Annotated in this window: 23 protein-coding genes, 1 tRNA gene and 5 pseudogenes; 19 read left to right on the top strand and 10 right to left on the bottom strand. The window is 34.6% G+C overall.

Annotated features, from left to right (window positions below):
- Nucleotides 1-8: 8 nt before the first annotated feature.
- Entirely contained in the window at nucleotides 9-221 is a 213-nt protein-coding gene (rpmE, locus tag OM962_RS07290; protein ID WP_006013575.1) for a 50S ribosomal protein L31, read from the bottom strand.
- 125 nt (nucleotides 222-346) lie between these two features.
- Between rpmE and fabD the strand changes: the two genes are divergently transcribed.
- Nucleotides 347-1327, top strand: coding sequence for an ACP S-malonyltransferase (fabD, locus tag OM962_RS07285; RefSeq protein WP_264331336.1), 981 nt, complete (start codon nucleotides 347-349; stop codon nucleotides 1325-1327).
- Between the two features lie 449 nt (nucleotides 1328-1776).
- Here the strand turns inward: fabD and gpmI are convergent, their stop codons facing one another.
- On the bottom strand, nucleotides 1777-3273 hold the full coding sequence (gene gpmI, locus OM962_RS07280) for a 2,3-bisphosphoglycerate-independent phosphoglycerate mutase (RefSeq protein ID WP_264331299.1): 1497 nt from the start codon (nucleotides 3271-3273) through the stop codon (nucleotides 1777-1779).
- A 196-nt stretch (nucleotides 3274-3469) separates the two neighbouring features.
- On the opposite strand from gpmI, the gene OM962_RS07275 reads away from it, so the two are divergent.
- Entirely contained in the window at nucleotides 3470-4204 is a 735-nt protein-coding gene (locus tag OM962_RS07275) for a leucine-rich repeat domain-containing protein (RefSeq protein ID WP_264331298.1), read from the top strand.
- Nucleotides 4205-4290: 86 nt separating this feature from the next.
- Here the strand turns inward: OM962_RS07275 and OM962_RS07270 are convergent.
- Nucleotides 4291-4362 (bottom strand) — tRNA-Asn (locus tag OM962_RS07270).
- 211 nt (nucleotides 4363-4573) lie between these two features.
- Nucleotides 4574-7147 (bottom strand): alanine--tRNA ligase, encoded by a 2574-nt coding sequence (alaS, locus tag OM962_RS07265; protein WP_264331297.1) that lies wholly within the window; start codon nucleotides 7145-7147, stop codon nucleotides 4574-4576.
- Nucleotides 7148-7365: 218 nt separating this feature from the next.
- On the opposite strand from alaS, the gene OM962_RS07260 reads away from it, so the two are divergent.
- From OM962_RS07260 to fmt, 10 genes are all read left to right on the top strand, one after another.
- Nucleotides 7366-7857: a hypothetical protein gene (locus tag OM962_RS07260; RefSeq protein ID WP_264331296.1), complete on the top strand. Its 492-nt coding sequence runs from the start codon at nucleotides 7366-7368 to the stop codon at nucleotides 7855-7857.
- Entirely contained in the window at nucleotides 7847-8026 is a 180-nt protein-coding gene (locus tag OM962_RS07255; protein WP_264330453.1) for a transposase, read from the top strand. Before OM962_RS07260 ends, OM962_RS07255 begins: the two co-directional genes overlap by 11 nt.
- Complete coding sequence (locus OM962_RS07250; protein WP_319606739.1) at nucleotides 8014-8193, top strand: IS630 transposase-related protein; 180 nt, start codon at nucleotides 8014-8016, stop codon at nucleotides 8191-8193. The genes OM962_RS07255 and OM962_RS07250 overlap by 13 nt, the downstream gene beginning before the upstream one ends.
- Before the next feature lie 10 nt (nucleotides 8194-8203).
- A complete protein-coding gene (locus OM962_RS07245; RefSeq protein ID WP_319606738.1) occupies nucleotides 8204-8704 on the top strand; it encodes an IS630 family transposase in 501 nt (166 codons plus the stop codon).
- A 34-nt stretch (nucleotides 8705-8738) separates the two neighbouring features.
- Complete coding sequence (locus OM962_RS07240; protein ID WP_264331295.1) at nucleotides 8739-9242, top strand: hypothetical protein; 504 nt, start codon at nucleotides 8739-8741, stop codon at nucleotides 9240-9242.
- A gap of 288 nt (nucleotides 9243-9530) precedes the next feature.
- On the top strand, nucleotides 9531-10295 hold the full coding sequence (locus tag OM962_RS07235) for a hypothetical protein (protein WP_264331294.1): 765 nt from the start codon (nucleotides 9531-9533) through the stop codon (nucleotides 10293-10295).
- 211 nt (nucleotides 10296-10506) lie between these two features.
- Nucleotides 10507-10950, top strand: a complete 444-nt coding sequence (locus OM962_RS07230) for a PAS domain-containing protein (RefSeq protein ID WP_019236701.1) — start codon at nucleotides 10507-10509, stop codon at nucleotides 10948-10950.
- Between the two features lie 98 nt (nucleotides 10951-11048).
- A complete protein-coding gene (gene rpmI / locus OM962_RS07225; RefSeq protein ID WP_006013548.1) occupies nucleotides 11049-11255 on the top strand; it encodes a 50S ribosomal protein L35 in 207 nt (68 codons plus the stop codon).
- Between the two features lie 21 nt (nucleotides 11256-11276).
- Complete coding sequence (gene rplT, locus OM962_RS07220; RefSeq protein WP_264331293.1) at nucleotides 11277-11642, top strand: 50S ribosomal protein L20; 366 nt, start codon at nucleotides 11277-11279, stop codon at nucleotides 11640-11642.
- Between the two features lie 19 nt (nucleotides 11643-11661).
- The gene (gene fmt / locus OM962_RS07215; protein WP_211908448.1) at nucleotides 11662-12561 is read left to right on the top strand and encodes a methionyl-tRNA formyltransferase; all 900 of its coding nucleotides are present in this window, start codon (nucleotides 11662-11664) and stop codon (nucleotides 12559-12561) included.
- Nucleotides 12562-12648: 87 nt separating this feature from the next.
- On the opposite strand, the pseudogene OM962_RS07865 reads toward fmt, so the two are convergent.
- Nucleotides 12649-12805 (bottom strand): annotated as a pseudogene (locus tag OM962_RS07865) (WPE palindromic element domain-containing protein); the annotation flags it as partial.
- Nucleotides 12806-12932: 127 nt separating this feature from the next.
- Between OM962_RS07865 and purH the strand changes: the two are divergent.
- The 6 genes and pseudogenes from purH to OM962_RS07860 all read left to right on the top strand — a co-directional run.
- Nucleotides 12933-14453, top strand: a complete 1521-nt coding sequence (gene purH / locus OM962_RS07205) for a bifunctional phosphoribosylaminoimidazolecarboxamide formyltransferase/IMP cyclohydrolase (RefSeq protein ID WP_006013536.1) — start codon at nucleotides 12933-12935, stop codon at nucleotides 14451-14453.
- 475 nt (nucleotides 14454-14928) lie between these two features.
- Nucleotides 14929-15171 (top strand): annotated as a pseudogene (locus OM962_RS07200) (transposase); the annotation flags it as partial.
- Nucleotides 15172-15222: 51 nt separating this feature from the next.
- On the top strand, nucleotides 15223-15594 hold the full coding sequence (locus OM962_RS07195; RefSeq protein ID WP_264331291.1) for a transposase: 372 nt from the start codon (nucleotides 15223-15225) through the stop codon (nucleotides 15592-15594).
- A 77-nt stretch (nucleotides 15595-15671) separates the two neighbouring features.
- Nucleotides 15672-17024 carry an IS66 family transposase gene (gene tnpC, locus OM962_RS07190; RefSeq protein WP_264330459.1) on the top strand — a complete coding sequence of 451 codons (1353 nt, stop codon included), beginning with the start codon at nucleotides 15672-15674 and terminating at the stop codon, nucleotides 17022-17024.
- Nucleotides 16970-17443, top strand: a complete 474-nt coding sequence (locus OM962_RS07185; protein ID WP_264331267.1) for a transposase — start codon at nucleotides 16970-16972, stop codon at nucleotides 17441-17443. Before tnpC ends, OM962_RS07185 begins: the two co-directional genes overlap by 55 nt.
- 12 nt (nucleotides 17444-17455) lie before the next feature.
- Nucleotides 17456-18110: pseudogene (locus OM962_RS07860) on the top strand (transposase); the annotation flags it as partial.
- Between the two features lie 129 nt (nucleotides 18111-18239).
- Here OM962_RS07860 and nth read toward each other — a convergent pair.
- The 3 genes and pseudogenes from nth to icd all read right to left on the bottom strand — a co-directional run bounded on the left by nth (nucleotide 18240) and on the right by icd (nucleotide 21693).
- Complete coding sequence (gene nth, locus OM962_RS07175) at nucleotides 18240-18878, bottom strand: endonuclease III (protein ID WP_264331289.1); 639 nt, start codon at nucleotides 18876-18878, stop codon at nucleotides 18240-18242.
- Nucleotides 18879-18899: 21 nt separating this feature from the next.
- Nucleotides 18900-20192, bottom strand: a pseudogene (locus OM962_RS07855) (molecular chaperone DnaJ).
- Nucleotides 20193-20274: 82 nt separating this feature from the next.
- Nucleotides 20275-21693 (bottom strand): isocitrate dehydrogenase, encoded by a 1419-nt coding sequence (gene icd, locus OM962_RS07155; RefSeq protein ID WP_264331285.1) that lies wholly within the window; start codon nucleotides 21691-21693, stop codon nucleotides 20275-20277.
- Nucleotides 21694-21836: 143 nt separating this feature from the next.
- On the opposite strand from icd, the gene OM962_RS07150 reads away from it, so the two are divergent.
- The gene (locus OM962_RS07150) at nucleotides 21837-22331 is read left to right on the top strand and encodes an RDD family protein (protein WP_264331284.1); all 495 of its coding nucleotides are present in this window, start codon (nucleotides 21837-21839) and stop codon (nucleotides 22329-22331) included.
- A gap of 74 nt (nucleotides 22332-22405) precedes the next feature.
- Here OM962_RS07150 and OM962_RS07850 read toward each other — a convergent pair.
- A pseudogene (locus OM962_RS07850) lies at nucleotides 22406-22471 on the bottom strand (WPE palindromic element domain-containing protein); the annotation flags it as partial.
- A gap of 183 nt (nucleotides 22472-22654) precedes the next feature.
- On the bottom strand, nucleotides 22655-23926 hold the full coding sequence (purD, locus tag OM962_RS07145; protein ID WP_264331283.1) for a phosphoribosylamine--glycine ligase: 1272 nt from the start codon (nucleotides 23924-23926) through the stop codon (nucleotides 22655-22657).
- Between the last annotated feature and the right edge of the window lie 31 nt (nucleotides 23927-23957).

Below are 23957 nucleotides of genomic sequence, written 5' to 3'. Positions count from 1 at the left end.
GGAGGGAACTAAAAAAGACTCCCGTATTTATCATTAAACTTAGCTATTTTACTATCCTTCTCCCCTGAACCGCTTGTCAAACTTCCAGTCCATGCAGGATGAGTAAGAGGATCTCTATCAAGCTTTATTCTTTGACCTTCTTTTCCATAAGTGGAATAAGTTTCAAACTCTTGACCATCTGTCATAACTATAGTAACTTTGTGATAATCGATTTCTGCCATTGTTCTTACAAATTTCTTACCAGCTAAGATTTTAGTGAATCTGGTTCATTTGGTCAATCATTATTGTGAAATATTGACAAAAAATAAATAAAGTAGTATTCTCAATGAAGAATGAAAAATTTTTTATGATTTTTGCTTTTCCTGGTCAGGGCTCCCAATTTGTAGGAATGGGAAAGAGCTTATATGATGAATTTTCAGTTGCAAGGAACGTATTTGATGAAGTAGATGACATATTGGGTAGAAAGCTGTCTCATTTGATTTTCAATGGCCCTATTGAGAAATTAACCATCACGGAAAACGCTCAGCCAGCTATAATGGCAGTGTCAATTGCAACGCTACGTGTTATGAAGCACGTATTTGGTGAATCTCTTTACAGCGTTCAGTATGTTTGTGGGCATTCAGTTGGCGAGTATACAGCGCTATGTGCTGCAGGAGCATTGACGCTTGAGTCTGCAGTCAAGTTGCTAAAAGTTCGTAGCGAAGCAATGCATGAAGCTTCACTAAAATACAAAGGTGGAATGTTTGCTCTACTTGGAGCAGAAATAAGTGAAGTAGAAGGTATATTAAAATCAGCTCAAATTGATTGTGAAATTGCAAACGATAATGGTGGTGGACAGGTAGTGGTGAGTGGTACTGCAGAGGCTCTTGAGGTCTTACCTGATTTATTCAAAAACTCAAGTGTCAAGAAAATGATAAAATTACAAGTTAGTGGGCCTTTTCATTCATCTTTTATGAAACCTGCTGATGAAAAACTTCTGGAATTTTTAAAAAGCATCAACATAACTCGCCCTTCGATTCCTTTTGTATCAAACGTTACAGCTAAGGAAGAAAGTGATCCAGAGATCATAAGAGCTTTGCTCGCTAAGCAAGTCATAAGCAGAGTGAGGTGGAGAGAAATGATTTTACATATGACAAGCCGTGGCACTAATAAATTCGTTGAAATTGGGCCTAATAAAGTTCTATCCAATTTAGTTAAAAGAATTGATAAATCCATCAGTACAAAAAGCATAGTTAGTATTAGTGATATTAATAGCTTCTTTGATGAATCATTAGTACTAACAGCGAAAAATTTAAAAGTTGGGTTAAATTCAAGCACGTCTATTTGATGTCATTCAAATAGCTGACGCACAACTGTACGAACATTATCTGTAGGAAGATGTCATTCCAGTGCTTGACACTGGTTTTTCATAATCATCAAAACGTTGTATTTAACATAAAGCAGCTACTTTTATACTCGTAAATTTAATAAAATTCCTGGATCCCAGTGTCAAGCACTGGGATGACACCGAATAGGCTACTTGGATAATACCGAAAGAGCTACTGGAACGACAAGGTGCTACTGAATTACACCTCTGGGCACTGCCGTCATAAATCTGCTACTTTTTAGATGAACAAAGATGATCAGCGCGTGACGCTGGAGTCCAGGAATCAAGAAGCCAGTGTCAAGCACTGAGATGACACCGAATGGGCTACCTAAACGACAAGGGGCTGTTTGAATAGCACCCTTCCGGTGTCTCAAACTACAACAGTTGTGAATAGAGAGTAATACGAAAAATTATACAATCAACGAACTACCTGTCATTTCATTTGGCTTTTTGAGTCCAAGTAGCTGTAAAATAGTGGGGGCAATATCAGATAATTTTCCATCTCTTAGTTTTAGATTATTACAAGATACAATGAATGGAACTTTATTTAGAGTGTGTGCTGTGTGAGGCGTGTTATTTTCTTCATCGAACATACATTCTACATTGCCATGGTCTGCTGTAATAATGAGTGCGGTGTTACCAACTTGTTCAGCAGTACTCAGCACTCTTGCAAGGCAATCATCTACAGCGAGTACTGCTTGCTCAGCCGCTTTTATATTACCTGTGTGTCCTACCATATCAGGGTTAGCATAGTTTACAACTATCAGCGCAAATTCTTGAGAATGAATTTTTTTTACAAGCTCTTCTGTGAGCTCAAAGGCTGACATTTCAGGCTGCAAATCATAAGTTTTAACTTTTGGTGAAGGAATTAGTATTCTTTCTTCACCGGAAAAAGGTTCTTCTCTTCCGCAATTAAAAAAGAAAGTCACATGCGCGTATTTCTCAGTTTCAGCAATGCGCAGTTGCCGTAATTTATTGTCTTCTATTATCTGTCCCAAAGTGTTGGCAAAAGATTCAGGAGGAAAGAGATAAGGGATTTTTAAATCCGCTTTGTATTGCATCATACTTAGAATTGAAGAAAATTTTGCTACCTTAGCGTAATCTGTTTTGCCTAGCAAAATACTTGCCAATTGTATCATTCGATCAGCACGAAAGTTAGCCAGTAGTAGTCCATCTTCTGGTTTTATACCTTGATAATCACCTATTACTGCGGGCCTGATAAATTCATCGGTTATATTATTTTGATAATTTTCATCAATGAGCGATACTGCATCATCATAACGAGGCGCCTTTGCAAATGCGATGGCTTCATAAGCTTCAATTGTTCTTTCCCACCTATTATCACGGTCCATAGCATAATAACGCCCAGAGATAGTGGAGATTCTTATATCATTTTCCTTTATGCTTTCTGTAAATTCTTGAATGCATCTTTTCCCTGAATTTGGCAGTGTGTCTCTGCCATCTAAAAATGCGTGTATTACAACTTTAATTCCGCGCTGTGATATCTTGTTTGCTAAAGCTGAAATGTGCTTTTGATGCGAATGAACACCGCCATCTGATATCAATCCCATTATATGGCATATGCCATTCTTACTTTTTAGATCATTAATAAAATTCTGTAGATTTGCATTATTTTCTATCGTTTCGATTTCTTGATTAATACGCTGAAGGCTTTGCATTACCACTCTACCACTGCCAATATTCATATGGCCAACTTCTGAATTGCCTATTTGGCCTTCTGGTAATCCAACATCAGTTCCACAGGCAGATAAACTGCACTTTGGATAATTAGAGTTAATATGTTGCCAACAAGGGAGATTTGCATTGCTAATAGCGTTGTATTTACTATTTTCTATTCCATTGCCCCAGCCATCTAGTATACATAAAACGACTGATTTAAAGTTCATATAAAAATTAACATCGAAAACCCCCGATGATACCAAAAATAAACTCTTCTCACAACTTTTGTGTTAAAGTAGGAGATAGAAAAAGCTGCGTAGAGGCAATAGTATATGAGTTTTTTCATAAAATATTTTATTAAAGTGATTGACAGTTGCTGAAGTGTTTACTAAAACACTTGCATAGCTTTAATAGTGAGGTCAAATGAGTTATAGCCAATATGTAAAGGATAATACTTTAGCAACATCAGGTGCTATGATTAATGTTGATAGATTAGTAAACTTTTTAAAAAGCAATACAAACATTACAAGACTTATTTTACGATGTTCAAAAATTAATTATGAGGTTATAAAAGAATTAGCTCAGCTTTCTCATCTTACTTCACTTGATCTAAGTTGCAGTTATGTTGGTACAGAAGGTGCAAAGATTTTAGCAAGCGGGAATCTTATAAATCTTACTTCGCTTGATTTAGGAGGAAACGAAATTGGTGATGAAGGTGTAGAGGCTTTAGCAAGTGGAAATCTTACAAGTCTTACTGAGCTTAAATTATATGATAATAAAATTGGCGATAGGGGGGCAAAAGCTTTAGCGAGTGGAAATCTTACAAATCTTACGTTGCTTAGTTTAGGATGGAATGAAATCAGTGACAAAGGTGCAGAGGCTTTAGCGAGTGGGAATCTTATAAATCTTATTACACTTAAAGTATATGATAACAGCATTAATTACAGAGGTTCACAGACTTTGGCGAGTGGAAATTTGGTGCGTCTTACTTCAATTATTTTTAATTATTGTTATATTGATAGCACGTTCCCTAAAAATGTCCTGCCTTCACTGCAAAGTAAGTGTAATAAAAGAAAAATAGGGGAAGAATCAGGTAGTAAGCTAAGTGAGGTACAGGCATCTTTGCATTTTGAAAGTAAAGGTTTTAAAGCTATATAACTCCACAGTTTTGTCTGTTTAAGAGACAGAGAAAAGTTAGTGAATTCTGGGCTAAAAATGAAATGTGCAGATTGTATAAAACAATGCTCCCCGGGCCGGATTCGAACCAGCGACCAATTGGTTAACAGCCAACTGCTCTACCACTGAGCTACCGAGGAATAAACTGTTTTTAACTTATCATATTGAACGTAGATTGTAAATGATTTTTATGTAGACTTTAAACCTAGATATCATTCCAGAGCATGGAGCTGTAATCCAGTTCTTATTACCTGATATGCTCATTTGACAGTTAAGTCTTCTCTACCCCTATTTGCATAATACCTTGACGATTCCGTTCACGGTTAAAAGATACCGAGGTAGTAGGGTGTATTAGTTTTTGCAAAATGTTATTTTGCTATGGATTGCTGTAATGGCATCATCTATTTTATTGTTATCACAGCTTGTTTGGGCAAGTTCGGCATTTCCACCGCAATCCCTTCTGGTTACAGTAGATACTAGCTCTTTTGCATTGATCTTATTAGTTAAATCTTTACTTACTTTGACAATCAAAACTGTTTTATCCTTTTCTGTTACCATGAAGGCTATTACAGTTTTCGGTTTTTGTTGCTGTAGAGCAAATTCCCTTATTATACTTCCTGGAACGTTATTGAAAGTGTGGCTTACGAAATTTATTCCATTTATTTCGGTACTTTTTACAGCTTCTACACTGATAAGCTTTTTATAAAGATTTTTTATTTTGACTTCAAATTCTTTGCGCTCCTGGCTTAAAATACTGAGTCGACTTATTATTTCATTTACTGGTGCTTTTACGCATTCTGCAACTTTTTTTAAGCTAATTTCGTTATTGCGTACATAATTAATTGCTTCTTGACCGGTTAAAGCTTCAATTCTTCTTACTCGAGATGCAATGGAACATTCTGCTGCTATCTTAAACAAACCAATTTCTCCGGTACGCTCCACGTGTGTACCACCACATAATTCTTTTGAATCTCCAATTTTTACAACCCTAACATTATCACCATATTTTTCACCAAATAAGGCCATCGCTCCTTCGTCTATTGCCTCATCCATACCTTGAACTTTTGTGGACGTAGAAAGATTTTCTCTGATTAGAGAGTTTACTATATCTTCTACTGAAGACAGCTGATCCTGAGTGACTGGCTTATTGTGACTAAAGTCAAATCTTAGTCTATTTGGTGCGACTAGAGAACCTTTTTGAGTAACGTGATCACCTAAGATTTTTCTGAGTGCAAAGTGTAGAAGATGTGTAGCTGAATGATTTCTTCTTAAGTCTTGTCTTCTTTTTTTGTTAATACTAGCTGTAACTGTGTTACCTTTACAAATTGAGCCGACGCACCTGTGCAAATACAAGTCATTAATCTTGTTGGTATTTTCGACTGTTACCATACTTCCATCAGACTGTATAAGATTTCCAATATCTCCCACTTGTCCACCTGACTCTCCATAAAAAGGTGTTTTATCAAGTATAATAGTTATCTTTTCTCCTTCTTTTGCAGAATCAATTACTTCATTTTTAGAGGAAATTATTGCGAGTACTGTTGCATCCTTTACTTCATCACGTTCATAACCAACAAATTCCGTTTTGCCAAACTGATCGATTAAATTAAACCATACTTGTTCAACAGACTTTTCACCAGATCCAGTCCAATTAGCACGTGCTCTTTCTTTTTGCTCTTTCATTGCATTATCAAAACCTTTTTGGTCAAAATTTATTTTCCTTTCTTTCAAAATATCAAGTGTGATATCCAAAGGAAATCCATAAGTGTCATATAGTTTGAATGCTGATTCTCCAGATAGAGTGTCACCTGATTTTAAATCTGTAGTGAATTTGTCCAAGAGATTAATGCCTTTCATTAAAGTGTCTTTAAAGTTTTCTTCCTCTGATTTTAACGTTGTTTCTATTAAGCTTTTAGCTCTGATTAGCTCTGGATAAGCATCTCCCATATAAGCCAAACTTGTGCCATCTATGAGTGCAGGAAAAACAAGGTTCAATAGAGAATCATTATATCCAAGTAGATGGATATAACGTACTGCTCTCCTGATCAATCTGCGTAGTACATAATTTCTTCCTTCATTTCCAGGAAGTACTCCTTCTGCGATGAGAAATGCAGCTGCACGAAGGTGATCTGCAATAATCTTATGAGCTACTTTATTTTCCGTATTTCCACAGTACTCTTGCGATTTACTTACCAGAGCAGAAAATAGGTCAATATCATAGTTATCATGAACGTTCTGCATAACAGCTGCTATTCTTTCAAGGCCCATTCCGGTATCGATGCATTTTTTTGGTAATTTTTGTAAATTACCTTCTTCATCTTTATTAAATTCCATGAACACCAGGTTCCAAATTTCAACAATTCTGTCGTCTTCATGCAAATCCTGATTTGCATGATCGTAAAAGATTTCAGAACATGGGCCACATGGACCAGTATTGCCCATGCTCCAAAAGTTATCATCTGTTGTAATTCTTATGATTTTATCATCTGAAAAGCCACTTATCTTACGCCAAATTTCATATGCTTCATCATCAGTGTGGTAAACAGTTATGGATAGTCTGTTTTTATCAAGAGACAATTCTTCAGTAATAAATTTCCACGCAAATTCTATCGCAGTTTCTTTAAAGTAATCACCAAAGCTAAAATTTCCGAGCATTTCAAAAAATGTGTGATGCCGAGATGTATAGCCAACATTTTCAAGATCATTGTGTTTACCACCTGCTCTGAGACACTTTTGACTTGAGACGGCACGTTTCATTTCAGTTTTTTGCGTGCCGGTAAAGATGTTTTTGAACTGTACCATACCAGCATTTGTAAACATGAGTGTTGGATCGTTCTCTGGAATCAAAGGAGAAGAAGGAACTTGCTCATGATTATTATTTACAAAAAATTTTATAAATCTTTCTCTAATTTCGTTTAGCTTCATCGTTTTTACTGAGGTTATCTATGCATAATAAGTTGTAACAGAAGTAAAATCAATTTATCAATCTAAATATTAATATATATATTACTTAGTATAATAAAAGTAACTTTTACATAAAAATTTTAATAAAAAGATATAGGTTTAAATATTTTATCCACTAACATAGAGAAGTATTTGTTAATTCAAATAATACTTTTATTAATTAATTTAAGGAGTGTGAAATGCCAAAAAAATTCCAAAACACTAAGAATAGCATGCGAAAGAGAGAAACAACAAATAAGCAGGAGATGGATGGTCCAACAATTAGAATTGTATCTGACTTGGAAAGTATAAAACAAAACAGAAGGGTAGAATTTTTAATTAAAGGAGAGAATTTAACAGTAAAAGACCTCTCTATATCTTCTAGAGCAGCTGAGATAGGCTTGGTTACAGGAATAGTAAATTCAATAGACATTCCTCAAGCAATTCGTGAATCGACAATAGATAGAATTATTTTAGGTCTTAAGAGTGGAGAAATAGAAAAAGGTAAAGAATATAATTATAGAGAATTTAAGAAAATATATCTACAAAACCTTGTAGATGAATTGGGTAAGGATAGTTCAAAAAAGCTAAAAGAAAGAACTGATGAAAATAGCCAATTGAGAGGATCTATAGTATTTCCTAAAGTAAATGATAAAGGTATAATAAAGTATTTGAGTTATAATGGCATATAGTGTGGATTTAAGGGAAAAGGCAGTATTGATGATAGAAAAAGGTAAGACAAAGGTTGAGGTAGCAGAGCTTATGGAGATAGGAATAGCAACTCTGTACCGTTGGTTAAAAAAGAAAGCTGCTGGTGAAAGCCTCAAGCCATCTAAAACGGTAGCTTTATTCGAAAAATAGACCCCAAAATACTCGAAGAATATGTTACAAAGAATCCAGATCATACTCTGGCAGAGATGAAACAAAATCTTGGATTTGGAATAAACTCAATTTGGTATAGACTAAAACAGCTAAAAATTACTTTAAAAAAAAGTCACACTATATCAAGAGCGCAATCAAGAAGATAGGGAGCAATTTATTGATAAAATCTCAAAAATAGACCATTCCAGCATCTTATATATAGATGAAGCAGGAGTTGATAATAAGTTATACCGAGAATATGGACGCGCTCCAAGAGGAAAGAAAATTTATGCAGATATTCCAGGGAGAACTCGAGAGAGAATCAGTATAGTAGCCGGGTGGATTGGAAAGAGATTTATTGCACCAATGACTTTCAAAGGTGGGTGTGACAAAGAGGTATTCAATACATGGTTGGAGAAGATGTTATTACCTAAATTGCCACTTGGCACAACTATAGTTATGGATAATGCTACATTTCATAAGACCACTAAAACAAAATCATTAATAGAGTCTTTTGGCTGTCATTTGCTGTATCTTCCAACATATTCACCAGATTTGAATCCTATAGAATACTGTTGGCATACCATCAAAAGCCGCCTCAGACCTCTCATGTATAAATATACAGACTTACAGCTTTTGGTTGGTAATACCATAATGGAACTTTATCATCCATTTTAGAAAATACTATACTACTGAAGAAATTGATTATCAGATGAAGGAAGGTGTAACTATCGAATCAGCTTCTTTAACAAAACAAGAATTCGATTTTGCATCAAGCAAAGTAACTACTAAAGAGATTAATGACGTAATAAATGAAATAGAAGAATCAAACGCTAGTTATGGAATTACACCTGAAGGTATAAGTAGTGTTTCCCGTTTTGATAGTAATTCACAAGAAGTATTAGATCATTCTATATTTAATAGCACAGATGTGGAAGGGCCTAAATTATCCGAAATAAATGGAGGACAGTATATAGGAATAGCAGGGATTGCTGGTGGTATATTGGGTGGAGTGCTAGCAGTAGCTTTTGCAGGATTAGGATACTTTGTATGGCATAGAAAAAATAGGGAAGGTAGCTACGATGTTGAAAAAGCTATGAAAAACCTTCCTGAACAAACTCAACTTGAGCATTCCGGATCTACATCAGAAATAGAATCTTTGCTCAGCAATGCTACATCGGTAGCACATCTATCTTCTCAGATTAGTGTTGAGTAAAATTCCAGAGTTTGATGGCACAACAGTGCCATCAACTTAGCGCTTACAGCACTTATATGCTCTGGGACCAAAGGAGAAGAAATTTTCCTGTCTTACACAAAATTTATAATTCTTTCTCTAATTTTATATCATTTTTACTAAGGTATAATAAATTGCAATGAGAAATTCAGATATTAATATATGTATTATTTAGTATAATAAAAATATAAAAATCTTAGTGAAAAGATGTGGACTTAAATAATTTATCTTTTATACATAAGGAAATATTGGTCAGCTTGGGGGTCATATATGTCAAGAAGATTTAAAAATACTGTAGGAAAAAAAAGATCAATCAATAAGGAAAAAAGGAATAGATGGATTAGTATTGAATCAGAATTGCGAGATGTAGAACAAAACAGAACAATATATTTTCTATTGGGAGGAGGTGATTTAAAACTTAAGTATGTATGTATGCTTGACGATACATCTTATCGTATTCTTGTTGCTGAAGGAGAAATAGTGCATGCAGAAAATCCAAAAGTGATGATTGATGATATTGTTTCTGACCTCAAGAGTGGAAAAATACGAAGTTATAAAAGATATAATGCCAAAGAGTTTTATGAAAAGTATCTCAAAGAGTTTTTGAGTAATGAGAATTTGCAAAAGCTGGAAGCTGTTGATATTGAAAGTACAACAACAGAACTACCAAACTTAAAACAAGTAATGGAAGAAATGAAAAAATCAAACGCTAGTAATGGAATTACAATTCAAAATATAGGAAATGTTAAAAATACGACAAATATTTTGGGTAATCCTATGATTCATGATAGGAACTTGAGAAGATTTAAATTATTGGAAACATCTCGATCAAATAAGGAAAATATGGGAGTGTTAACAGTAGATATGTTAGCAATGGGAGTAGTCTTGTTAGCAGCTATCGCAGCAGCTGTACCATTTAAATGTTGGTTTTATAATAGAAAAAATAAAAGCCATAGTAGTTCTAAGGAAGAAACTTCATCTAGTAATTTATTAAGTGCAATAACCTTAGAAAGTAGAGGTAATAGTATTATTTAGTCAAAATATTGCAAAAATAGAATTTTTTTATTATTTTTTTACAGTTTCCTCATTTAATAATTTTTATGCTCTAATTATTATACTTAATTTATCATTACCTGTTGTGTAAACAGGATGAGAATTTTCAATAATCTACATCCTTTAGTAAGAAAAAATCAATACATTCACGATAAATTTACCTCATATCTGTGTTTTATATGTGGAATTTCGAATGGAAAATTATGCAGGCAAAGAAAGAAGAATAGTGAATATAGTTACTCAACATTGGAGTGATATAAAAGGATCAGATAGAGAATGGCCAGAAAGACATGAAATAGACACTGCAGAAATCATGGAGTCATGGCAGCATTGTTTTATCATTGAAGTTAAAGATCGAGGTTATATTTGTGAAAATGCAGGAGAAAAAGCTATTGAATTCTATGGTTTTGAAAAAAAGATGTACATCGATGATAAGTATGCAATTGATGCACCATTTTTGCGGTTATATAAAATAGATGCAGTTATTGATAAACTTGAGACTGTAATAGAGAGTAAATGCTCAATTAACGAAGAGGAAGAAAGTGAAAGTGTTAAAATAAGGCAAGTATTGCTACCAATTGGGAATGAAGAAGGTATAACACATATACTGGGTGTGATTACATTCAAGCTGCTTTAAAATACAATTTTAATTTGATTCTTTAATAAAATTATCTATACTCATACTTAATTACTAATAAAGAACTAAATAGTGGTGTTTGTAAATTTGTTTAGAATATGACGAAAATAAAATTAAAAACCAAATCTTCTGTCAAAAAGCGCTTTCACCTTACAGCTAAGGGTAAAGTCATCTCTACTCAGTCAGGTAAGAGACATGGCATGGTAAAGAGAAGTAAATCTAATATTCGTAATCAACGCGGTACAACGATTCTCAATAAATCTGACTCGCGTATAGTTAAACTTTATATGCCTTATGGTATTTAATAAAATGGAGGTAAGATAAAAATGGCTCGGATAAAGCGTGGAGTCGCTACTCATGCTCGTCATAAAAAGGTATTAAAATTAGCAAAGGGTTATAGAGGACGGGCAAAGAATTGTTATAGAATTGCATTACAAAGGGTTGAAAAAGCACTACAGTATGCTTATAGAGACAGAAGAAATCGCAAGCGTGATTTTCGTGGTTTGTGGATAATACGTATTAATGCAGCGGCAAGAGAACATGGACTTACTTATGGTAGGTTTATGCATGGTCTTAAACTTGTTGGAGTTGATTTGAATAGAAAAATTCTTGCTGAGATGGCTGTTAATCATAAGGATGATTTTGCTAAATTAATAGAAACTGTAAATAGTAAGTTAGCAGAAAATTCCTAAAGCAAACACACCTGAAAACATGAGAATTATTTTCATGGGGTCACCGGGGTTTGCTGTTGGTGCGTTAAACTTACTATTGAAATTACAGAGTGAAATAGTAGCAGTATATACCAAAGCTCCAAAACCTTCTGGACGTGGGCAGAGGTTAACAAAATCGCCAGTACACATCGTTGCTGAAAAAAGTGACATAGAGGTATGTACTCCTACCTCTTTAAAATCTTCGATAGAGCAAGAAAAGTTTGGAAATTTTAAGCCAGACGTTGCAGTTGTTGCTGCGTATGGATTGATACTTCCAAAAGAAATTTTAAATATTCCCAAATATGGTTGTATTAATATTCATCCATCATTGCTGCCTAGGTGGCGCGGTGCAGCTCCGATACAGCACACAATTTTAGCCGGAGATCAAGAAACCGGAGTTAGCATTATGCAGCTAGATGAAGGATTAGATTCTGGCCCTATTTTAAAACAGAAAAAATTTCTTATTGAAAAAAGCGATAATTATAAGACGTTGTATGATAAATTGTCTGAATTAGGTAGTGATTTACTGCTGAAAGTACTAAACGAAATTGAAAAGCAAGTTCCCTTAAAACAGAGCGATAACGATGCGTGCTATGCTGACAAAGTAAAAGACTATAAAATTTACGCAAGTGACGCCTGTGAAATTGCTTATAGAAAGGTTAAAGCATTTTATCCAAAAGCATTCATTAAGGTAGAGAATAAACGTATCAAGATACTTGATGCTGAATTTGAAGCCTTCACTTCAGGACAAGGTGAAATCATTAATGATAATATGCATATAAGTTTAAAAGGTGGTACTTTAATTCCTAAAGTTGTACAAATGGAAGGAAGAAATCCTTGCGATATTAAAGATTTTGTTCGTGGCTTAAAATCAAGTTTAACAAAAAAATTTATAGAATAGACTACTTTGAAGGGAGGGTGAGAAGAGCTAAAGCAACTTCTACAATTTGGTATTCCGCTGCTTGTTAGCGGAATCTACAACAAGATAACGCGTTTTGGTGTACGAACATTGCAATTTGCAGGTAATTTGAGTAGTAGATGGTGTCATTCCAGTTGCTTGACACTGGAATCCAGTTTCTATTGTACAGCCACCTGGTGTGTTCATTTAAAGTGAAGTTTTCTGGATCCCAGTGTCTGGGCACTGGGATGACATCTTTCTTGGTCTCTTGTATCACAATGTTCGTACAGTTGTGGATAACGTGGCGGTATGACGTAGTAGCTATATATAGACAAATTTTCTTTTCTTAGATATAATCTTAAGAAACCTTCCATATGAAAATTAAAAGAGCTTTAATATCAGTATACGATAAGACAAATATAATTGAACTTGCATCGTTTTTGATGCAGCAACAAATAGAAATTCTCTCAACAGGGAATACTTATAAAGTGCTATCAGGTGCGGGAATAAAAACGCAAGAAGTTTCAGATTACACACAATTTCCAGAAATACTAGATGGCAGAGTGAAAACTTTACATCCTAAAATTCATGGAGGAATACTCTGTGATCGAAAAAGGCACGAAAAGGAAATGCAGAATCTAGAAATTAAGCCGATAGATCTGCTTATAACTAACTTATATCCATTTTGGAAAACGGTTAATAGCAACTCAAGTGAGAAGCAAATCATAGAACAAATAGATATAGGTGGAGTAGCATTAATTAGAGCTACAGCAAAAAACTTTCATTTCACTTCAGTGATTTCTAGCATTCAAGATTACGAAACACTGAAAGCTGAGATGATCAAAAATAACAATCAGACAACATTAGAATATAGAAAACATCTAGCAACTAAAGCATTTGCTCTGACTGCACAGTATGATTCTAATATTTACAATTGGTTTTTATCACAGGGTAAAAGCAATGAGTTACCAGAGTTTTTTACTTTATATGGATGTAAAGCACAAGGACTCAGGTATGGTGAAAATCCTCATCAAAAAGCTGCATTTTATAGCAATCAATTTAGCAAGTATCCACTGGAGAAAATACATGGAAAAGAGTTGAGCTATAATAATATAGTCGACATAGAGTCTGCACTTAACATAATTTCTGAGTTTCAAGAACCTGCAGCGGTGATAATAAAGCACAATAATCCATGTGGCGCTGCTGTTAGTGATAGTGCTTTAAAAGCATATGAAAAAGCTCTATCATGTGATGAAATAAGCAGTTTTGGTGGAATAGTTGCTTTCAATCGGGAGATAGATTTAAAGCTAGCAGAGAAATTAAACGAGATATTTTTGGAAGTGGTGATAGCACCATCGGTAAACAATGAGGCGCTAAAAATTTTACAAAAAAAGAAAAATTTAAGAGTGATTATTCATCAATCTCTTCAGCAAAATGCAAAATATCAAATCAAAAATGTTGTTGGCGGGTTCTTAGTGCAAGAAAATAATAACCATACAGTAAAAGTAGAAGAAATAAACCGAGTGACAGAATGCACTACAACAAAAAAAGAGAAGGAAGATCTTATTTTTGCTTGGAAAATATGTAAACATGTGAAATCCAACGCAATAGTGATAGCAAAAGACGGTTGTGCTATTGGCATCGGTGCAGGACAAACAAGCAGAATAGATAGTGTGAATATTGCAGTAAAAAAAGCAGGTGAAAAATGTAAAGGCGCAGCGCTTGCTTCAGATGCATTTTTTCCATTTCCAGATAGTATAGTAGAGAGTGCAAAGCATGGAATTACAGCTATAATTCAGCCAGGTGGCTCATTGAAAGATCAAGACGTGATAGCAGCTGCAAATGAGAATAAAATTGCCATGTTTTTCACTGATGTTCGTAACTTTCTCCATTAAGCTTTGTATCCTGTCAAAATTATACCCACACAGGGCTTTGTTGCATAGCAGCTTATAGGTTTGAAAATTGTAGTAAATTGATGTAGTTACTTTAAACTCAACTATACCTATCTGTAATTGTAAGCTGTACTCTTGAGCTCCTGATGCGATTTATAGCAAATCCTAAAAGCCTTGCTGTTTTTCCTTATAGACATTCAGCTTACCTTGTATATTAGTCTATCTGGATGACATTTTACTTTTTCTAGAATATAATAATTCCCTAGAAATTACCCTACTCAATTCTATTGTACCTTGTTTAACATTGAAACATGAGTCTGGAATCTAGAAATTTTTTAAGAACAAAAGTTATTCTAAGTTTTTGTTGGTAAGAAAGACTGGATTCCAGTGGGCTTTGTTGCATAGCTCAGATAAAAAGAACTGGAAGTTACTGACGAAATTCACTATAAAACAGGCATTTAACCTACGAAAGAAAAATATGCCAACTAAAATGAAGGTCAGTAACTGCCATGGATATAACAGATTTCTGCAAGAAAGAGGAAATATTTTTCATTTTATTAATGAGGCAATAGAAAATTGGTACGAAAATAGCCCCAAAATGCGAGGTGGAAATTATATTTATAGTAATAAAGTTGTGATTTTAGTGCATATAGTCGCTAGTCTCTTTAGAATTGGCTTAAGACAAACGGTAGGGTTTATAAAAGGATATTTGCAGCAAGTATAGTATTTCCTAAAGTAAATGATAAAGGTATAATAAAGTATTTGAGTTATAATGGCATATAGTGTGGATTTAAGGGAAAAGGCAGTATTGATGATAGAAAAAGGTAAGACAAAGGTTGAGGTAGCAGAGCTTATGGAGATAGGAATAGCAACTCTGTACCGTTGGTTAAAAAAGAAAGCTGCTGGTGAAAGCCTCAAGCCATCTAAAAACGGTAGCTTTATTCGAAAAATAGACCCCAAAATACTCGAAGAATATGTTACAAAGAATCCAGATCATACTCTGGCAGAGATGAAACAAAATCTTGGATTTGGAATAAACTCAATTTGGTATAGACTAAAACAGCTAAAAATTACTTTAAAAAAAAGTCACACTATATCAAGAGCGCAATCAAGAAGTATCCGTTCAGAGGTGTGGCAAGGATAAAAAACAATTGACATAATATATTAAAGTAGTAATAACACAAAATGTTGATAGTAAAGTAAGGCTAGATGCTTCAATTGTTGATCAGTATTGTAGAGTTATGTAAAAACTTAGAGCAGAAAGTAGCAAAGATTGAAGAAAAAAATAAAATCTTAGAAATAGAGAATGCTGAACTAAGAGAGAGACTCGGCTTAAACTCAAGGAATTCATCTTTACCAAGTTCAAAAGAGCTGTACAAAATAAAAAAAGACACACCAGAAGATAAGTCAGAGGGCGGCAGGAAGATAGGTGGTCAAGTTGGACATAAGGGGAATTGCCGAGCTAAAATGGAAGCAGATGAGGTGGTGAAGGTAGAGTTACCAAATAGATGCGAGTGTGGTGAAGAAATCGCAATATCGGAAAAACCATATGTCTATCAAAAAGTTGATTTACCAGAAATTAAGCCTTACGTAGTTGAGTATCAATTAGAACATGGTCGCTGTCGTAAATGCGGAAAAAGAAGGAGTAGCAAATTACCAGAAGGAGTTACACCGGATACCTTTGGTCCTAGAGTTAAGTCAGTAGTTGCATCACTAAGTGGGTTTTATAAGAATTCAAAGCGAGAAATAGCGAATATTATGAAAGACATCTTTAACATGAGTATAAGTGTTGGTAGTGTGTCCAATAGTGAAGCAAGGGTTTCGTCAAAATGTAAAGAAGCCTATGAACAAATAGAGGAAGAAATAAAAGCAAGCGAAATTTTGCATATTGATGAAACCAGTCACTACAACAAAGGCAAATTGGGATGGTGCTGGATGTTTGCCAACAATAAAGCAAGTCTTATGAAGTTAGCAGATACAAGAGGAATGAAATTTTTAAAGAATAGTGCATTTTGTGATTACAAAAACCTGGTAATTACTGACAGATATGCAGTTTACAACCACTTCAGTGATGAAAAACGACAAATTTGTTGGGCTCACTTATTGAGAAATTTCGAGAGGTTATCTCATAGTTGGAATAGTGAAGTAATGAGACTTGGCCATTGTTTAAAAGACGCAGCTAATGGATTGTTTGTATTAAAAAACGCTTTGTCAGAAAATGAAATTAGTATTTCAAAGTTCACTAAGCAAGCTAAAGAATTACGAAGATACATACAGTACTGCATGATAAAAATATCTTATATACTTGAAGCAAAAGGAGCTTCACGAACGGTAAAGGGTATTATAAAATCCGAGTCAATGATGTGGACATTTTTGGATGACCCAGAGAATATTCCATTAACGAATAACCATGTTGAGCGACAGATACGGCATTATGTTGTCTATCGTAAGAATTCATATTTTGCACAGTCAGAGCGAGGGAATAGATTTCTTGAGCGGATAATTTCGTTGTATCTGACTTGGAAACAAAAGGAATTAAACCCTTTTCAAAACCTGCTAGCTGTTGTTTCTTAAACCACACCTCTGAACGGATACAGAAAATTTATGCAGATATTCCAGGGAGAACTCGAGAGAGAATCAGTATAGTAGCCGGGTGGATTGGAAAGAGATTTATTGCACCAATGACTTTCAAAGGTGGGTGTGACAAAGAGGTATTCAATACATGGTTGGAGAAGATGTTATTACCTAAATTGCCACTTGGCACAACTATAGTTATGGATAATGCTACATTTCATAAGACCACTAAAACAAAATCATTAATAGAGTCTTTTGGCTGTCATTTGCTGTATCTTCCAACATATTCACCAGATTTGAATCCTATAGAATACTGTTGGCATACCATCAAAAGCCGCCTCAGACCTCTCATGTATAAATATACAGACTTACAGCTTTTGGTTGGTAATACCATAATGGAACTTTATCATCCATTTTAGAAAATACTATAGTTAGCAGTCATTAGCTATTCGCAGGCTTCAAGAAGGTTTCAATATTAAGATCAATGATTGCAGAGTTGATAAAAACAATATGGAAGATATTGAAATTGCCATAGACAGTACAAGTATCAGATAATACACCTGGTCACAGTAAGGAAAATAGCGAAGTATCGCAGTTATAAACAGGTAAGAAAGCTACACGTAATATTGAGTATAAATAGTAAAAAAGCTATAGCTGCACAATATAGCAATGGTGCCTACTCCGACCATTATGGTGCTTGCGACTTGCTCAGCTTTCAGCATACTATAAAAGCATTATATGCAGACAGAGCCTATCAAGCTTTATAAATTGTGCAAAAAATATGATATAAAGACAAAAATTTTACCGAAAAATCGTGCAGCGGAGCATACAAAATTGGATTATATGGCTGAAAGGAATGCTGCCATTAGATTATGTGGTAAAGACGGTGTGAAAGAGTGGAAGAAGGAAGCAGTTTATGGAAAAAGGTCATATATTGAAGGATTTTTTTCAAGATTAAAGCAAATATTTGGGTTTAGTTTTAGAAATAGATCTGAAGTAAATCGAGAAAAAGAGTTGCTAATAAAATGTTACTTACTCAATAAATTTACTGATATTGGCATGGCTAAGTTTGAGGTAGTTTCATGAATTTATTATCCTTTACCCACTATCCGATAAGCGATGCAACAAAGCCATCCCAGTGTCAGCTACTCGGTTGACACCATCATAGAGATCAGCTACTTGGATGATAAAAGCAAGAAATATCGAAGTGTTGTGCTAGACTTTATACCTCTTGCATTCAAACTCACATAAATCATGAATTGTGCACGCTTCACACAAAGGTTTTTGTGCCTTGCAAATGTATCTACCGTGTAAAACTAGCCAATGATGAGCATAAAGCAGGTATTTTTTTGGAACCACATTTAAAAGAGATTGCTCTGTTTTAAATATATCTTTTTCTTTCACAAGCCCAACTCTATTGCTTACTCTAAAAACATGAGTATCAATTGCCAATGTTGGAATACCAAGCCCTGAATTTAAGAACACATTAGCGCTCTTTCTCCCAACCCCTGGTAAAGATACCAAATCATCGAAATTAGTAGGCACTTTGCTATTGTACCTCTCAATCAATATTTTGCTGAGCCCGATTATATTTTTTGCTTTGGAATTATATAAACCAATACTGCTTATGTATTTTCTCAGCTCACTTTGCCCAAGATTCAGCATGTTTTCTGGAGTATCAGTGATACTAAATAGCTCCTTTGTAATTTTATTAACGCTTATATCAGTTGTTCGCGCTGATAGAACTATCGCAACTAATAACGTAAAATCATTGGTATAATTCAGCTCTATTTTTGGTGCAGGATTTGATTGCTTGAATTTTTCAAATATTAATTCTACTTTTTTTGAGTCCATGCATAGAACTAAAAGCTTATACTACACTGGTTGCTGTGCAAATTCAATTCCTTTAGGCTTAGATAGTCCTTCGGCATTAACATCAGACATATCAGTTTTTACCTCATCAAAATTCCTCTCAGCAAATTCGCTTGCCACTTCTGCAAAACACTTTCTAACAAGAGGCATAATTATCGGCATTAATAGCCTTCGTGGATCATACCGTCCTAACAGATCAGTCTCCTTTTGCACTCTATCTCTTGGATCCTCTTCTAGTAAATCTTTTGTGTGCTTGTCAGCATATATTTCACAGCCTTTTGAGAAAACAGGAGCTAACATTTCAATTAATACTGCCAATAACAATAGTGGACCAAGTACAGCTCCACCAACAGTTAATCCATTAGCAATGAAATTTATTGTAACTAAATAAACAGAAAAAGCAGCTAAAGGATAGTTGATAAGAAGCTTACTGCCTAGCGCGATATAGTTCATTTTACTTATGAATTCATCAGTAGAAATTTCTGAATTGGCATACTTTTTCATATAATGACCTACTAATAAACGAGAGGCGTTACTAATAATGATATTAAGTGCTATGATCCACCATGAAAAATAGCAACCTATAGTAATTGTAGTTAATATAGCTAAAGGCAGAAAACTTATTTTTGGTACTAACATTAGAGCATTTTTGCGCTCTATAAATTTCAATGCTAATGTCTTTTTATCTTCTTCAATTAGGCTTCTCTTTTCTTTTAGAGGAGTAATATAATTGTATGCTTGGCTTTGCTATATATTGATATAACTCTTGCATTAACTTTGCACTTTGTACACTCTTCTGAGAATTATCTAAATTTGGATTTAGCAAAATCCTCTCTATTTGAGCCTGAAGTTCATTATAGCTTTTTAGGTCTTCTCCAAACGAACAATCATTTCTTTTTAGTATAGCAATCAACCCATCAAAATCTTTACCTATAGCTTCTTCCTCACTGATTTTTAGCTCGTTAAACAACTTTCTCCTATAGTGAAACTCTCTTGCCGTTAAACGTCCATTACTTTCAGCACCAACACTGACTTTAACACAAGGATTTCCTGACTCCAAAGGTTCAATGTACTTTTTTAGCCCTTGATAAGCTTTATAAAGCTGATCAAATCTATTTTTGTCTCCACCTTTGTCAGGATGGTTTACAAGTATCAATTTATTATATTGTTTTTCAGAAACTTGCTAAGAGCTTGATAATCCTTACCTACAATTTGTTCAGCTTTTATCTCTAGTACGTTAAACAGATCATTATTATCATAAAACTCCTGACCAGTTAACTTAAAATGTTGACTCATTACTACGCCTCACATAAATACACGATACTATTAGTATAATATATTTAATGTTTCACACAAGCATAAAAATATCAAGCAACCACTAAGAGAAGAAACCCTCTTTCCCATCATACAAATACAACTTATCCATTCTCACCACATCAAAATTATGTTCCTCAAATTTGACTAGCAAGTTATTCACATCACTATTTGTAATTTCATTATTTGCAATGAACCTGCAGGTTATTTGGTCACTTGAAGACTTTGAGCCTCCTGGCCAAATTGCAAGTCCTTTTGAGTATATTGCTATCATTTTCAGATTACTCGATTCAAATAACCTAACTATTTGATCAAAATTGTTGGATTTGTCCCAGGCAAGCGTTATATCACTACCCACTAGCTTTTTAACTTTGTAATCTTGTTCGTAATTGTCTTGTACTTTATTTATTTTACTATCCGAATCACTGCTAATTATAAGCTCAGATAACGTTGTGGGTTTTTTCCCTAGATTATCTATAACAGCTTTTGCAAATTCTTTGGTACCAACTTTCTGCTTACTCCTTTTCTTCTTATATAAATCGGCAGTGTGTATTCCATCCTCCAAAGTCTTCAGCCATGCATCATAGATTAGTTTTGCAGTACTCACTTGACCAATATAGACCAACATATGTACTGCGGCATTTAAAAGACCAGAAGGATTAGCCATGTTTTTTCCTGCAATATCAGGAGCAGAACCGTGCACTGCTTCAAACATTGCATATTCATTACCTATATTGCTACTTCCTGCAAGCCCTACAGAACCTGAGGTTTGTGCCACTATATCTGATAATATGTCGCCATATAGATTTTCAGTTACTATAACATCGAAATTCTCGGGCTCTGTAGCAACTTTTGCCATTCCAATATCAACTATATAATGTTCTATCTTTATATTTGGGTATTCTTTTGCAATACGATCAAACGCTGCATGAAAAGCGCCGTCAGTCATTTTCATTATGTTGTCTTTAGTCAGGCAAGTTACTTTTTTTCTGTTGTGTTTTTTCGCGTATTCAAAAGCATACCTGCATATCTTCTCTGAGCCAGATCTAGTAATAATTTTAGTGCATTGGTAAGAATCACCAGTGAGCCTATGCTCTATTCCCGTATAAACGTCTTCTTCATTTTCACGTATTACAACAACATCAAATTTATCGAATTTATTTTCTATAACAGGGTGATACGAAATGCATGGTCTAATATTTGCATACAGCCCTAAGTTCTTTCTGAGCGCAACGTTTAAGCTTTTGTGCCCTTTACCTTGAGGGGTTGTTGTTGGAGATTTGAGTAATATCTTTGTCCTTTCGATAGATTCCCAACCACTCGGAGAAATTCCATGAGACCATTCCTTACTATAAACACGCTCTCCTATTTCAATAATATCTATTGAGATCTCTGCTTTCGCTTCACGCAATATCGACAGCACCGCTTCCATAATTTCTGGTCCGATACCTTCACCATACGCAACTGTGATTGGTGTTGACATAACTTTCCTAATTACACATGACTTAATGTTAATTCAAATGATAGAGTGACACAAGTAGCTAATATTACCCAAATTAGTATAGTTACGGTTATTTAATAATGAACTTTTATACTGGTTATAGCATTGCAAAATATGGAAAGTGTATGGATACTAAAATAAGTTATGCAGGGATTACAAGACGTATCTTTGCATTTGCAATCGATTATATTTTAGTACAGGGAATGGGGTTTGTTATCGGATTTATCGTTGGATTTACTTTAGCATATTCTCTATCACTCAATGTAACTGAAATGATTTTAGATAAAGCAGTAGCTATACAAGTAATAGGGTTGATATTGGAATTAATATTTTATGTATTTACGATAATAGAATTTGGTGGTACTCCAGGACAATTGTTACTTCGCATGCGTGTAAAAGACGAAAATACACTTGAAAAAATCACTCTAATACAAGCAATAAGCAGAACAGCAGTTTTTGGAGTATTATATTTTATAATCTGCTACACACTATTCAATATTTCTAGTCTATTCATAGTTGTATCAATCTTAATCATATTATTTGCAATCCTTGACCAGCGTAAACAATTTCTTCACGACAAAATTGCAAAAACAGTAGTAATAGACTATAAACCTAGTTGATATTTTTCTTTAGTTGTTACCACCAAGGGTGTTATTCCAGCGCGTGACCCACATCTGTACGAACATTGCAATTAGCAGGTAATTTGCATAATAGAGGGTGTCATTCCAGTGCTTGACACTGGAATCCAGTTTTCCATATAATCTCATCGAAAACATTGTAACCACTTTCTATGCTAGTGTGCTTTCATCAACCTGGATCCCAGTGTCAGCTACTTTCATGACAAGAAAAGAAGCACTGGTTTCACATGAATCTGAACAGATATCATGTTTTTCTTTAGTTTACTGCTTGCAAAGTGACTTTTTTCGTTTCTGCATGAGCTAAATTAACTACCAATATCATACCTGAAGAACCCACCTGACCATTCTAGAAAATTTAATGCTGAGTACACTTTACTTTTAGCTTCTTCCACAGTGTTTCCTTCTCCTACTATATTTAGTACCCTTCCGCCATCGGAAATCCAATTACCACTTTCATCTAGCTTAGTACCAGCATGAAAAACTAGCACACCAGGAATGTTTTCAATTTTATCCAATCCTTTAATTACCTCTCCTTTTTGATAATCACCAGGATAGCCTTTACTTGCAACAACTACACAAACTGTAGTTTTGTGATTAAACTCCACCATTTTTGTATTTAACTTGCCTTCTGCAACTGACAACATCAACTTTAGCAAATCACAATTTGGATCAAGTCTAGGTAACATAGATTGTATTTCCGGATCCCCAAACCTAACATTATACTCAAGAAGCTTTGGACTATCTTTGCAAATCATTAAACCAGCAAAGAGTACTCCCTTATAGGATGTTCCCATGTTAGTCAGTGCTTGAATTGTAGGATATATTATTTTTTGGATAATTTTTTGCTCCATCTCCTTACTTATAATCGAAGGTGATGAGTATGACCCCATGCCTCCAGTATTTTGTCCCTCGTTATTTTCACCAACTCTCTTGTAATCTTTTGCACACCCAAGGGTTACTACCTTCAACCCATCAATAAGAGCAAAAAAACTTACTTCCTCTCCAATTAAAAACTCTTCTATGATTATTTCTTCACCTGACTCACCAAGATTTTTCTCCACTAGCATTGAATCTATTGATGAAAAAGCCTCATTTTCTGTGTGGCATATTATGACACCTTTCCCTGCTGCAATTCCATTTGCTTTAATTACAAGCGGCAATTTTATTTTATTACTACGGACAAAATTTTTAGCTAACCTTTCATCAATAAAACGTTCATACTTGGCGGTCGGTATACCATATTGTTTACATAGTTCCTTCGTAAAAGACTTTGATGCCTCAAGTTTTGCAGCTGCTTGACTTGGAGCAAAAACATTTATTCCCTCTGCAGTTAAATCATCAGCAAGTCCATTAATTATCGGTTGCTCTGGACCAATAATTACTAGCTCTATATTTTCTTTCTTGCAAAATTGTGTAACATCCACTGAATCTTGAATATTTATATTCACAAGAACTCCAAAATTCTCCATGGCCGGGCGACCAGGAGTAACATATAACTTAGTCAAGGTAGGAGACTTCTTTAGAGCCCAAAGTAAAGCATGCTCACGCCCACCAGAACCTATAACCAAAACCTTCATCTTTATTTCCTCGCTTTTCTATATATGTCAA

This window comes from Wolbachia endosymbiont (group B) of Erebia ligea (genome assembly GCF_947179575.1).
In the GTDB taxonomy this organism is placed as follows: domain Bacteria; phylum Pseudomonadota; class Alphaproteobacteria; order Rickettsiales; family Anaplasmataceae; genus Wolbachia; species Wolbachia pipientis_C.
Note: the sequence above shows the minus strand (reverse complement) of the source record. Positions and strands in the feature narration are given on the sequence as shown.